Source organism: Providencia sp. wls1922 (assembly GCF_009706505.1).
Lineage (GTDB): Bacteria > Pseudomonadota > Gammaproteobacteria > Enterobacterales > Enterobacteriaceae > Providencia > Providencia lanzhouensis.
Genome location: NZ_WLUG01000058.1, coordinates 1 through 13,722, shown reverse-complemented (window position 1 = coordinate 13,722; position 13,722 = coordinate 1). Strand labels below are relative to the sequence as shown.

General features: G+C 47.4%; 11 protein-coding genes. 1 reads left to right on the top strand and 10 read right to left on the bottom strand.

Translation table 11 applies throughout. The features are described from left to right. The 10 genes from GKR71_RS05285 to GKR71_RS05240 form a co-directional block, all read right to left on the bottom strand. The coding region (locus GKR71_RS05285) for a formate hydrogenlyase maturation HycH family protein (RefSeq protein WP_154634018.1) at positions 1 to 389 on the bottom strand (389 nt) is incomplete at its 3' end. Next, positions 382 to 1,164 (bottom strand): NADH-quinone oxidoreductase subunit B family protein, encoded by a 783-nt coding sequence (locus GKR71_RS05280; protein WP_154599972.1) that lies wholly within the window; start codon positions 1,162 to 1,164, stop codon positions 382 to 384. The genes GKR71_RS05280 and GKR71_RS05285, both read right to left, overlap by 8 nt. After that, positions 1,161 to 1,712: a hydrogenase 4 subunit H gene (gene hyfH, locus GKR71_RS05275; RefSeq protein WP_036949180.1), complete on the bottom strand. Its 552-nt coding sequence runs from the start codon at positions 1,710 to 1,712 to the stop codon at positions 1,161 to 1,163. Before hyfH ends, GKR71_RS05280 begins: the two co-directional genes overlap by 4 nt. 12 nt (positions 1,713 to 1,724) lie before the next feature. After that, a complete protein-coding gene (locus GKR71_RS05270; protein ID WP_036949178.1) occupies positions 1,725 to 3,458 on the bottom strand; it encodes a hydrogenase large subunit in 1,734 nt (577 codons plus the stop codon). Position 3,459: 1 nt separating this feature from the next. Next, complete coding sequence (locus GKR71_RS05265; RefSeq protein ID WP_154599974.1) at positions 3,460 to 5,040, bottom strand: hydrogenase 4 subunit F; 1,581 nt, start codon at positions 5,038 to 5,040, stop codon at positions 3,460 to 3,462. A gap of 4 nt (positions 5,041 to 5,044) precedes the next feature. Next, positions 5,045 to 5,695, bottom strand: coding sequence for a hydrogenase 4 membrane subunit (hyfE, locus tag GKR71_RS05260; RefSeq protein ID WP_154599975.1), 651 nt, complete (start codon positions 5,693 to 5,695; stop codon positions 5,045 to 5,047). 12 nt (positions 5,696 to 5,707) lie between these two features. Next, positions 5,708 to 7,150, bottom strand: a complete 1,443-nt coding sequence (locus GKR71_RS05255) for a hydrogenase 4 subunit D (protein ID WP_036949173.1) — start codon at positions 7,148 to 7,150, stop codon at positions 5,708 to 5,710. 13 nt (positions 7,151 to 7,163) lie between these two features. After that, positions 7,164 to 8,114 (bottom strand): respiratory chain complex I subunit 1 family protein, encoded by a 951-nt coding sequence (locus GKR71_RS05250; protein ID WP_036949172.1) that lies wholly within the window; start codon positions 8,112 to 8,114, stop codon positions 7,164 to 7,166. Positions 8,115 to 8,125: 11 nt separating this feature from the next. Then, positions 8,126 to 10,141: a hydrogenase 4 subunit B gene (hyfB, locus tag GKR71_RS05245; RefSeq protein WP_036949171.1), complete on the bottom strand. Its 2,016-nt coding sequence runs from the start codon at positions 10,139 to 10,141 to the stop codon at positions 8,126 to 8,128. Further along, positions 10,141 to 10,758: a 4Fe-4S dicluster domain-containing protein gene (locus GKR71_RS05240; RefSeq protein WP_036949169.1), complete on the bottom strand. Its 618-nt coding sequence runs from the start codon at positions 10,756 to 10,758 to the stop codon at positions 10,141 to 10,143. The genes hyfB and GKR71_RS05240 overlap by 1 nt, the downstream gene beginning before the upstream one ends. A 967-nt stretch (positions 10,759 to 11,725) precedes the next feature. On the opposite strand from GKR71_RS05240, the gene GKR71_RS20180 reads away from it, so the two are divergent. Further along, on the top strand, positions 11,726 to 13,722 hold a 1,997-nt coding region (locus tag GKR71_RS20180; protein ID WP_154634017.1), incomplete at its 3' end, for an autotransporter outer membrane beta-barrel domain-containing protein.

Below are 13,722 nucleotides of genomic sequence, written 5' to 3'. Positions count from 1 at the left end.
GGCTCGCGCTCAATTTCACCGAGCAATCGAATCAGTGTGGCGCTCCATGCCTGATAGGGCGAGTTACTGTCTTTAGCGAAACTATCTAATGCTAACGCCAGCATATTAGTGTGGGTAGAATCGATATTAATCTCGCCGAAGGTGATCAAGCCCTGTAATTTGCGACGCGCCTCCCCTTCAGGAAGCGCATTCACCCATGCTTGGAAGCCATCTAACGGGCACTCTAACTCGGTTTTAAGGCAGTCAATCATCCCAACATGGTGACCAATCGCCAGTGAGTAATACATGACTTGTTGCGCATCTTCTGGCACGTCATCATCACTGTCGACAAACTTCTGGCGCAGTGACCAGAAAATTACTTTCCCCGTTTCAGTCGCTGACTCACTCATTAATGCCCCCTTGTTGCAACACGGTCACGAGGCGGTTCACAATCTCACGCAGGCGTGGGTCTTGCTCCTCGTCCATCCATGTTTGCATCGTGGCTTTCACTTGGCTTGGGGTTGCCCCATCGAGCAGCGTCAGGAAGCGATCACTGATTTCTCGACCTTGGTAATACCCCGCTTGGCGGCGCGATTCACGCTCGATCATCACGCGAGTGGCTAGAGGAATAGATGGCAGTAAAAGCTCCACTTTTTCCCCATCGGCTTCGCGGTGATCTTGCCCAACCAATTTCTGATTCAATAACCCTAATGCCACCGCGAAACCATAAATAGTCGCGGCTGGCGTTGGCGGGCAACCCGGGATCCACACATCAATCGGCACGATGTGTTCGCTGCCGCCCCAGACACAATACAGATCGTGGAAGATCCCCCCACCACAACCACAAGCCCCATAAGAGATACAGATTTTTGGATCCGGTGCAGATTCATACGCGCGCAGTGCAGGCATGCGCATCGCACGGGTAACTGCCCCTGTGAACAGTAAAATATCTGCATGGCGCGGAGACGCCACCACTTTGATCCCGAAACGTTCCGCATCGAAAACGGGGGTGATTGCCGAGAAAATTTCGATTTCACATCCGTTGCAACCGCCACAGTCCACACGATACACGTACGCTGAACGCTTAATATCTTTCAGCAGCGTACTTTTCAGTTTTGCGACCTGCTCATCGAGCACAATCGGCTGGCTAACGTGATGGTTTACGGGGATATTTGGCAAACTCATGATTTATCTCCCTGAATATGCAAACGAAAGTTCTGACGATCATTATTCAATAAATTGTTTTTTTGCTTACAGGATGGGCAAGTTTCATACATTGGGCGCAGGGCTTCAATACCGCCTTCCTCAATCCCCGATGCCACCATCAGCGCCATGGCATACTCCACGGATTTTTTCGGGGCGAATGCCTCACCGCATTGGCGACAATGTTGCAGGCGGAACGTCCCTTTCATGTACAAATCCGCTTTGTTCATTACTGCGGTTTCAAACTCTTCCGTTAAGTGAATGGCGCGAGTCGGACAAACTTCTTCACAGCGCGCACAATAAATACAGCGACCTAAAAACAGCTGCCAGCGGCGTTCACCACTTTCTAAGTCGGTTTCCATGGTTAACGCATTGGCTGGACAAGCAGAAATACAAGCGCCACACGCAATACATTGCTGCGGGTCGTATTCCGGTTTGCCTCTAAATCCGTGAGCCACTTCCAGCGGTTTGAACGGGTATTTCACCGTTGCGGTACCCGCATTACGAAGGGTTTTGAAAAGTTTAAACATGGTGTCCCTCCGTTATTTCATAATCGAATGTTTGCGTTCGATACTGTGCTGTTCGAGCTCTTTGTATGCCACGGTTTTCGCCTTGCGTTTTTTCACATCCACCAGCGTCACGCGGTCAGTACAGGAGTAGCAAGGGTCGAGGCTACCGATAATCAATGGCGCATCGGAAACGGTATTGCCTTGCAGCATATAGCGCAGCACTGGCCAGTTCGCGTAAGTAGCCGCACGGCAACGCCAGCGATACAGTTTTTGGTTATCGCCGAGCATGCTCCAGTGAACATCTTCACCTCGCGGCGCTTCGGTATAGCCCAGTGCAAATTTATGAGGCTGATAGGTAAAGCCTTCGGTCAGAATTGGACCTTCCGGCATATTGTCGAGGGCATATTCAATCATCGACAGAGAGTCCAATGTCTCTTTAATGCGTACCATCACGCGGGAATAGACATCGCAACCATCTAAAGTGAATAAGGTTTTTGGTAAATTGCCATAGTCAGCAAATGGATGATCAAAACGTACATCGCGCTTGAAGCCGCTGGCGCGGATCATCGGCCCCACAGGGCTGTAATCACGGGCAACTTGCGGGTCGAGGCGACCGACACCAACGGTACGCTGCTCCATATTTGGTGTGCTCAGCAACATATCCACCAGCTGGGTCACATCTTGGCGCATCTCTTTGACCAACTGAATGGTTTTCACGCGCTGCTCTTTTAAGAAGTCACGACGAACCCCACCAATTAAGTTGGTACCGTAAGTTTTACGGGCGCCTGTCAGTAATTCCGCCATGGTCATGGATTTTTCACGGACACGGAAAAATTGCATGAAACCAGTATCAAAACCGGTGAAGTGGCTCGCTAAACCTATATTCAGCAAGTGGCTGTGTAAGCGTTCTACTTCCAGTAACACACTACGAATAGTATGAGCGCGCTGAGGAACATAAATACCTAATGCGTTCTCAACTGAGGTGGTGTACGCCACGCTGTGGGTGAAGCCGCAAATACCGCATACGCGATCAGATAAGAAAGTGACTTCGTTGTAGCCCATACGGGTTTCAGCCAGTTTTTCCATTCCGCGATGCACGTAGAACATACGGTAATCCGCATCCACAATGCGCTCGCCATCCACAAACAGGCGGAAGTGCCCCGGTTCATCGGAAGTGATATGCAAAGGGCCAATTGGCACGATGCGGCTTTGAGTTTTGCTGTCGTTGATAAACTCGTAGGTTTCAGTGTCAGTGGTTGGCGCAGGGCGCTGGCGATAATCCATGGTGTCTTTGCGCAGCGGATACAGGTCTTCCGGCCAATCATCCGGTAGCACTAAACGACGCTCATCCGGCAAGCCCACTGGGCGTAAGCCGTACATATCTCGAATTTCACGCTCTCCCCATACAGCCGCAGGTACGCGCGGTGTAACCGATGGAAATTCTTGAGTGATTGGGCTGACATAGGCTTTCACCGTCACCCAACATTTTTCCCCCTCTTCCATCGACAGTGCGTAATAAACCGCAAACTGCCCATTTAGAGGACGCTCATCGTTCCCCCACAACACCGGCAACCAACCGCCGCAGCCGTAATAGAGGAATTCCACCACTTCTGGCAGCATCTCTGTTTTGACGGTAATGGTGACTTGGTTGGCGGTTTGCCACTCCTCTTCCAGCATGGCATGAGGAAATTTCTCGCGCACTTTTGCCAGATAGCCCGCGCCTTTGCGAACGCCCTGAAGGGTATCTGTATAATTCTGATAGCTCACGTTATTTCTCCTGCGATGAAGGTTCGGAGGTGCTTGCACCCCACGGCCATTGGTAATTTAAGGTGGTAATTTGGTGGTCGACTGTCGCGCTGTCTTTGAGCACGATCGTCGCGGCATTTTCCAGTAAGCGACTGACAGGCTGAGGAATATACGTCCCCATCACCAGCATCAGTACAATCAAAATCGCCATCGGTAATGTGGTTAAAATGCCCAGCTCACCACGCGCTACGCACTCTGGTTGTTCGCCAAATAGGGTTTTAGAGATCATGCGGATCAACCCGCCCAGCACCACCGTAATTAAGATCAGCACCAGCAAGGTTAGCCAGAAATGGTTAGCGACCAGCCCTGCCACCACAATCATAAATTCACTTAAAAAGACGTTGAATGGCGGCATACCGCCCAGTGCTAATGCACCACCCGCAAACACCACCGCGGTAAATGGCATAGTGCGCAGTAACCCTTTCACCACCGTAATATCGCGAGTGCCATATTTCAGTAAAACGTTACCGGAGCCGCAGAACAGCAAGGTTTTACCCAAACTGTGGTTTAAGGTATGCAGCAACGCAGCCAGTACACCCAAAGGTCCACCAATACCTAATGCCACCGCGATCAATCCCATGTTTTCCACACTGGAGTACGCCAGCAAACGTTTCATATCTTTTTGTACCAAGATAAAGAACGCTGCCACCGCCACGGACATTAATCCGAATACCAGCAGTAAGGTTTGCGTAAATTCGCCACCAATTGATGAGGTCACAATGATGTAGTAACGGATGATAATCAGCAGCGCACAATTCAGTAGCACCGCAGACAGCAGCGCTGACGTTGGGCTTGGTGCTTCACTGTGCGCATCCGGCAACCATGCGTGCATTGGGAACAGACCCGTTTTGGTACCAAAACCGATTAACACAAATACAAAGGCAAGGTGCATCAGGGTTGGATCGAGAAGGTCGGTATATTTCAGGACTTCCGTCCAGAAGATAGCCATTTCAGGATCCGGCATGACGTTCACCGCATTGGCATACACTAAAATGGTACCGAACAGACCGAACGCCACACCCACGCTACAGATAATGATGTATTTCCACGCGGCTTCCAGCGAAGAGCGTTGACCGTAAATGCCCACTAAAAACGCGGAGCTTAAAGTGGTCGCTTCGACCGCTGCCCACATTAAAATCAGGTTATTACTGGTGATCACCAACAGCATTGTGAACAGGAACAAGTGGAAGAAACCGTAATAGTTACATAAGGTTCCAACACTGATTTCCCCTTCATGCACTTCATGGTTCATATAACCGATAGAGTACAAGCCAGTCAGGAAACCGACGATCCCCAAGATAGCGAGGAATAACCCTGCGAGGCTATCAAGGTGGATCCAATGACCTGCCATCAGCAAGTCACCGACTTTATCTATCGTGCCAACCATCCAGAGCGATAACACCAGTAATACCGTGATCCCAATGGCATGGATCAAGGTGACGGGGATTTTTGCCCCGTTACCCATTAAGCGGCAGGCGAACGCCAGCAGTGAAATCACCAGCGGAGTTGCCATCAATAAGGTTAATAACATTGTTTGACTCATCTCATCACCCCTTCAGCGCGGTCAGTTGATCCACGTTCAGTGTGTTGAGCGTGCGATAAATTTTACGAGCCAATACCGCCATAATGATCACCGCAAATATGGCGTCTGTGGCGATACCAATTTCCACCAGCTCAGGGGCTTTATACGCCAGTAACGCGAGGGTTAGGTGGGAGCCATTTTCCATGAGGCAGTAACCAAAGGCTTGCTTGAGAATATTGCGTTGAGTCACTATACACAGCAGCCCCAACATAAAATGCCCAAGAGAAACCGCTAATGCAGGTTTTAAATCCGCCGCCAACGGCAATTTAATTGGCTCGACCACAAACCAGCACAGCACCACAATCACCGCTGCTGCTAACATCAACCAAGCTGGGCTAATCACCCCGCCGTTCGCGGTTGGGTCAGACAATTTTCGGAAGGCGTAGCCCATAATCAGCGGAACCAAAACCACTTTGGTGGCAAACGCGGTACCTGCCCACATTGCCAATTCAGGTGCATTTAAGGTGTAGGAAAGCGTGCCGAAAATCGCCACTAACACCAGCGACTGCAACGCATAAAACCAACAAGAGATCACCGGCTTTTTCGCGCCGATCACCAGCAGAGACGTGATCATCATCAGCCCTGCTAAATTATTTACAATCATTGAACCAGTCATACTTTCTCTCCCTTAACCGAGCCAGATGACGGCAATAACACTAGAACAGAAGGACATCACGATCAGTAAGCCGATAACCCACTGCATTGCCCAAGGAACTGCGCTGCCGTTTGCCACTTCTTCGCTAGGTTCACCCGGAACCACTTTGCCGAACCAGTACAGTAACCATGCAAAGCTCGCGACAGATTCAATCAGTACCAACACCATAATTGGCGTTAATACCCAGAACTGTTCCGACAGCGCGAAGCCCGCTGCAAAGATAGGGAATTTACTGAAGAAACCATTCAGTGGAGGAACACCTGCGATGGCGAGTGCCGCCACACAGAAGCCCACACCGAGTAATGGATAGCGTTTTGCTAAACCACGTAAGCGCGGCAGCATACGTGTACCACAGCTATAACTCAGCGCACCTGCCACTAAGAAGAACAGGCTTTTCGCAAAAGCGTGGTTGAAGATATACGCGATACCGCCATCGAAGGCTTCTTTGGAACCGAAAACGGATAAGGATAAAGCGAGGAAAATATACGCCAGCTGCGTGATGGTTGACCACGCAAGCAGACGTTTCATGTCTTTCTGCGGCAGGTACATCATAAAGCCATACACCAACGTAATGACCGCCATCACGACACCCACCCAACCAATGATTTCTGGCACATGGGTAGAAGACATCAAGCCACGGGCAAAGATATATACACCCACTTTCACCATGGAGGCGGCGTGTAAGTAAGCACTAACTGGGGTTGGTGCTTCCATCGCATCGGGTAGCCAGGCTTGCAGTGGTAACTGGGCTGATTTACCCCATGCTGCAAACAGAATACCGCCAAATACGATCAGGCTTTGGGATTCACTCAAACGGTCAATGGCGCTCAGAGCAAAGGTACCCGTGCTGATAAACAGGGTTGCCGCCGCCATGTATAAGCCGAGTGAGCCAACATGGGTGATCAGCAAAGCTTTCATCGCTGAACGCTGGGATTTTTCAGTTTGGTAGTAACCAATTAGCGCCCAAGAACATCCACCGGTAATTTCGAAGAACACTAACTGCCCTAAGATAGTGGAAGAGAGCACAACCCCAGCCATCGCACCGATAAAGATCAGTAAGAAAGCGTAATAGCGACGAGTGGGTCCATGAGCGTGCTCACGGTTTCCTTCAGTGAGATACCCCGTTGAGTAGAGGCAAATCAAGAAGCCGAGGAACACGACCGCAAACGCAATCAGCGTGCTCACGCCATCCACAGTAAAACCGAACAGCGCGACATCACCCGTCTGAATTAACTCCAGTGTGGTGGCGACCTTACCGCCGTCTAAATAGAGCCAGCCCAGTGCCGCTGTTCCCAAAGAGGCTAGCAACGCCACTAAGGTACTTAGCCACGGCGCTAGACGGGTGGGTAGCACACTGACCAGCAACGCCCCGATGAACGGGATTATCAAGGTTGCTAGTGCAATATTCTCTAACATGCTTCGTCGCTCCTTATAGACCGGTGAGGTAGAAGACGAATCCGAGTGCCGCAACACCGAATCCTAACCAAGTCACATGGTGCGTTAATAAGAAACGACCACGAGCCAGACTGTTTTCGACCAGCGACGCCAGCACGAAAATCACCAGTAATTTCACTAGCAATAATCCCATCGCTAACAATACGCTGCCAACGGTAAAGGTACTGGCATTGCCGAATGGGAAGAAAATCGACAGGAACAGAACCGCAACGACCACTTGTTTCAGACCAATGCCCAGTTTCACCATCGCGAATCCTGAACCGGAGTATTCGGTTAATGGACCTTCTTGCAGCTCTTGCTCCGCTTCTGCCACGTCGAATGGGATTTTGCCCATCTCAATAAATGTCGCGAATCCGCAAGCGAGTAGCGCTAATAACGTAGCAGTTGGAGACACCCAGCCTTCACTCATCGTGGCGCTGATGGTGCCAATATTGGTGGAACCAGCAATCAGCGCAACAACCAGCAAACCGAGGAATAACGTCGGTTCCACCAGTACGCCAAGTGTCAGCTCACGGCTCGCACCGATACCCGCAAATGGGCTACCGGTATCGAGACCGGAAAGTGAGAAGAAAAAGCGGAATAACGCGAAGATATACAGCACGATAATGATGTCAGCTGCGCCACTAAACAGTGACGTGTTCGTGACCACTGGCAATGCCATCGCTAGCAGCAACATGCTGCTCAGCAGCACATACGGCATGATGCGAAAGATAATGCCTGAATCACGCGGCGCCACAGATTGGCGAGTCATCAATTTGATGATGTCGCGATAATCTTGCCAAATTCCGGGACCTTGGCGAGAGTGCATTTTGGCGCGAATTTGACGAGAGATCCCCGTGAACAGCGGCGTCAGCAGCAGTAAAACCACGGCTTGAACGACGGCGAAGATCCCTGTCATCAATGTGGGTGTTTCTTGAATCGACATGGTTTCTCTCCTTACGCCGCAATCACAACAAGCAGCACGATCAAGGCCGCGACCACATACAGGCAATAGAGCCTGAAGTCCCCGCCTTGTAGGCATTGCATGCGTTTTGCTATTCGGTTAATCACACGAACCAGCGGGTAGATAATTTTTTCATCCCAGAACGGTTCTACCTTCCCTGCCCCCTCTTTCGTCACTTCTAAGGTTTGCGCTAAACGCGCTGAAGGGTCGAGCTGAGTACGCAGGCGATACAGCGGCGCAAACATAGAACGCAGCGGCTGGGTAAAGCCCCCCGCTGATACCGACATCTCTTTTTCCCACGCATAACCACACGCCCATGCGTCCCCTTTACGGCGCGCGTCGAGCTGTTTGCCTTTAAATACCATGTAGATAATCAGTGGAATGATTGGCAGCGCTAGCAATAGGATCAAGGTCATGGCTGGTGAAATCATCGCTTGAGATGCGCTGTTTGGTACCAGCATCGCCCCTTGCGCCACAGTGATATCGGTGGCGTGTGTCAGGGACATTGCCACGTTGGCTAAGACCGGAGCGATATAGGTCGCGCCTACACCTAAAATCACACAAATAGCGGCTAAAATCAGCATCGCGGCGGTCATTGTCCATGGCACTTCGCGAGCATGAGTGGCTTGCTCACTGCGAGCACCACCGCAAAAACTGACGCCGTACACTTTCACAAAACACATTGCCGCCAACGCCCCGGTGATGGCTAACATCACAATGGCAATTGGACCGCTGATGCGCATAATAAAAGTGCCTTCGTGACTCATGGAGAATAGCGATTGGTAGGTGTACCACTCACTGACAAAGCCGTTGAGTGGTGGCAGTGCGGAAATCGCCATACAGCCGATTAAAAACGCGGTTGCGGTCAGTGGCATTAATTTGGCTAAGCCACCCATTTTTTCCATATCTCGGGTATGCACACGGTAGATCACGGCGCCCGCACCAAGGAACAGTAATCCTTTGAAGACGGCGTGGTTAAGCAAGTGGTAAATCGCACCGAGCAAACCAATGGTCGCAAGCACTGGCATATTGTTTGCCATGCCGACCATCGCCACACCAACCCCCATCAAGATAATCCCGATATTTTCGACGGTGTGCCATGCGAGTAAGCGTTTGATGTCGTGCTCAGCCAGTGCGTACATAACCCCAAGAACCGAGGAGACTGCACCGAATGCTAGTACCACAATACCCCACCAGCCTTGAGTGGCACCGAGTAAGTCGATACCTACTTTGATAATCCCGAAGATACCGATTTTTACCATTACACCAGACATTAATGCTGACGCATGAGATGGTGCTGCGGGGTGAGCTTGCGGTAACCAACTGTGAAGTGGGAGCATCCCAGCTTTGGCGCCAAAGCCAAAAAATCCCAATAAGAAAACGATGGATGCCATCGCTGGTGAAAGTGAAAGCTGGCGGAAGGAATCGAAATCTAAGCTGCCACTTTCACGCCACATTAAGAAGAAGGCGATCATAATTAAAATCGAACCGGCGTGGGCAATAAAGAAGTACAGCAGACCCGCGCGGATGGATTTGTCATCTTGGTCGGCAATCACTAAGAACCAGGAAGCCAGTGACATCATTTCAAACAGGATGATGAAGTAAAAGGCGTTGTCCATCACCACCAAGGCCACCATCGAAGCGATAAACAGGTTCAGGAAGAACCCCATGCTCCACGCGCCGCGACCGCAATATTCCTGAACATAGTTTAAGGAATATAAGGCGCTGACGGTCACCAGCAGCGAAATCACCATCACCATAAAGGCGGCGAGGCTATCGAGCCTCACGACAAAATTGGCGAACGGGAATGGACCTTGGGACAGGTAAGTAAGCACTTCCCCGCTCATTAGCACCGGAATTGAGCTGCATAAGCCCAGCACGCCGCCGATCATGGCAGCAATTCCCGCGACATAAATGGCGAGCTTTTCTTGGCGTTTAAAGAGCAACGAAACAAAGCCACCTACCGCGTAGAAAATCACCGACCATAAAAGTAACTGAAGAGGTGTCATTATGGGTTCTCCCGATCAGCAACAAAAATGTCGAACTCTGGCGGCATGGCATCGACAGATGCGCTGCGGCGTTTGGCACTTTCGTTTTCGAGTTGGTGTTCTTCCACCAGATGGAGGGCATCGGTTGGGCAGACTTTGACACAAGCTGGCCCTTCGTCACTGAAATCACACAGGTCACATTTCACGGCGACATTGCGGATCCCTGCGTTCCACGCCAGGAAAGGGTTCATGGTTGGGAGGCTATCTGGCACATCTAATAGCATCTCTTTTGGGACATATTGTTCAAAGAAATCAGGTGTATCTACTGGTTTGCTGCCTGACGGTGTGATTGCCCCAAATGGGCACACCAAACCACACAGTTTGCAGCCAATGCACAGGCTTTCATTTAGCACAATCATGTCATTTTCGTGGGTGATGGCATTGACCGGACACACACGCGCACACGGGGCATCGTCACATTGACGACAAAGCATCGGTGCGGTTAGCTCGCCAACTTTGACCACCTTTAGTCGCGGATGTGTTTGTAATCCTTGGGCTTTATGCGTTTCTGAGCACGCCGCCATGCAAGTGTTACATCCGATACACAGTTGTGGGTCTGCAATTACAAAGCGATTCATTCGCTTTCCCCTCCAATAAAATCAGTCGGATCTTAAGTTTATTGCAGACACCTAAGCATTTTTTGTGCCAGAAATAATAGTGTTGTTTATCAGTTAGTTGGCTTTTTACTAGGTAGGAGTTCGACAGTAATGACGAAGGAGGAAAGATTCAACAGGTTCTTATTCAATAAAACAGAGAGGCAAGTATTTAAAGATAAATTTGGGGTTAGCCCGATACAGTGGCGAAAAGTATTTGGGAGCGATTAGATATTTTATAAACCATGAAAGAATTTATTTTTCATATAAAAAATATAATCAAGAAATTATTTTTCATACTTTTTATTAATATTTAAACCTATCAAAAAAACCCATTAAAAAAAGAAATAATATATTTCCATTATCGTTAAAAAATAAAACTGGTAATACCAGAACGGATAAAAAAAATCACTTAATTAAAAAATCACGTAGATAAAACAAATCTTAATTAAGAATTATCTTAATGTAAATCAATGACAAAGAATCATTCTCACTCTTAACATTAGGATTAAAAAACCATTTTAATTCCACTTTCAAAATTAAAAACCATTTATTTTATTAATTTAGATAAAAGGATCACGAGTGTTAATCCTTGAATAAAACACTTGAAAAATAATAACTAGCTTGATTATAGTTCTCGAAATTATAGTTCTAATACAAAATAAGTATTCTTTATACCTATTATAGTTATTCGAATTATAAATTAGACATACAGTTCCAAACGATAACATTGTCATTAACTTTCTCACTTAATCAGTCCAATTTAGATAACTTTATTAAAGGCTAAAAAATTCACCAATTAAATCAATGCTCATTAATTTAATTATAAGAGCTTAAAAATAATTTAAATATTCCCGTAACTGCATCAGTAGCCTAACAGCTCGCTGGGCATCATTACATTGCTAATAACTTGATTTAATTTATAAAAATTAAACGTCAAGGATGGTTTCACATGAAAAATAAAAAGCGTTATTACACAGCGAATTATCTGCTGCTACTTCTAATGGCCTCAACCAGTAATGCCACTACCATTACATATGGTGAAATCAAAGAGTTTGATGATAAAGATAATGTTTTTGATCTTAATGATTTATATATAAGAAACGGAAAAATCATTCTTAAATCTGGAACACTAGAAACCAATAGCACAGTGATCACTGATTTTTTTGGGGAATCCGGGAATGTGACGGTTTCAGGTAGCGATTCTATCTGGAATAACAAAAATACCTTGAATCTTGGTGTTATCAACCTTCATACCCGATACACAAAAACCCCCTCGAAGTCAGGTATTGATATTCTTAATGGCGCTCAAGTTTATACCGATAAATTTTCTATGGGTAATTATCGGGGAGCCAATATGGACGAGGAAGGGCAATATACCTTAAATGTCGATGGCAAAGGTTCTATCTTAAAGGTCAATCAAGATTTAACAGCCTCCTCATTTGACAGTAATCGATTCCCAATCGGCATTGTCACAATCAATATCGATAATGACGGTGTTATTGAAGCTGAAAATGTCGTTATGCATGATATGGACATAAACTATGACGAAGCATCCCTAAAAACGGTTTTAAATATCAAAAATAATGGATTATTAAACGTTAAAGAAGACGTTTACTTTGCCAAAAACTTTGGAAACGCCGATCCTGATACCCCCAGTGAACTGAATATTTTGTCTGGCGGTAAAATTAAAGCGAAAAACTTCCATGCCGGTGTACATAAAGTATGGAGTGATAATTCCCCTGTCTCCTTATTAATTTCAGGTCAAAACTCATCGATTGATGTCGCTGAAAATTTTACGACAGGAGGAAATTTACGAAGCTTATTAACTGTCGAAGATGGTGCTGAAATAAACGCCAAAAATATCATTTTGGGTACGGGAGATTCCGCAACGGTTGACCCTTACGCCATCAACTCGCCGCATCCAACCGTAATCGTGACTGGCGAGCAATCAAAAATCACCGCTCAAAACCACCTTATTCTAGGGAATAACGTCAACCATGAAATCACCATTGCAGACGGTGGCATGGTCTCAGCCAAAGAAATAACCCTTGGTAAAACAAAACTTCTCCCAAGTATTTTAGGAAAAAGTACCCTCAATCTGCTGGCTGGCGGGAATGTCACCACCCACAAAATCAACTTAAACAAAGACAGTAATTACTTTAATGCAGTGATTTATCATGGTGATGGTGGTCTAGCGGGTGAATTAAATACCGAGAGTATAGAAGGCTTTACTGGCAAAAATAACTACCAGTTTGATAGCGATAAACTCCCTATGCAGGCTGGATTAGTGTTCAATTATCAAAATGATAATGATTTTTCTCCTAATTTGATTAACACCATCAATGTGGTGAAAAACAATACCAATACCATCACGTTTGCAGGAGATAACAACCTACACAGTGGGATTGTGGTTATCAACAATGGCGCATTAAAAGCGGGTAATCAAAACGCCTTTGGAAGCCGTGTCGATATTAAAAACTTCAGCCAGTTTGACCTCAATGGATTTGGCCAAACAATTTCATCACTGGATAACCGTGGAGTCGTTAAGCTTTCAAGGGACAACCAAACACAAACGCATTTGAATATTTTTAATGGTTATAAGGCTGATAATGGCTCTCTCTATTTCAATACTGAACTGGGTGGAGATGATTCAAAAACAGATAAATTAATCATTAATGGCGATAGTACCGGCAATACCACGGTTTATGTGAATAATATCCATGGAAAAGGCGCGCAAACGGAAACAGGCATTGAGCTGATTACCGTAGCTGGTCGCTCCCTTGGGGAGTTTAAGCAAAGCGGGCGTATTGTTGCGGGCGCTTATGATTACACGCTACTGCGAGGTGGCTATGTTCCAGGTACGAATTATAAAAACTGGTATTTGACCAGTTTGTATGTGGAGCCGCCGGTAGACCCTGTTGACCCTGTCGACCCTGTTGACCCTGT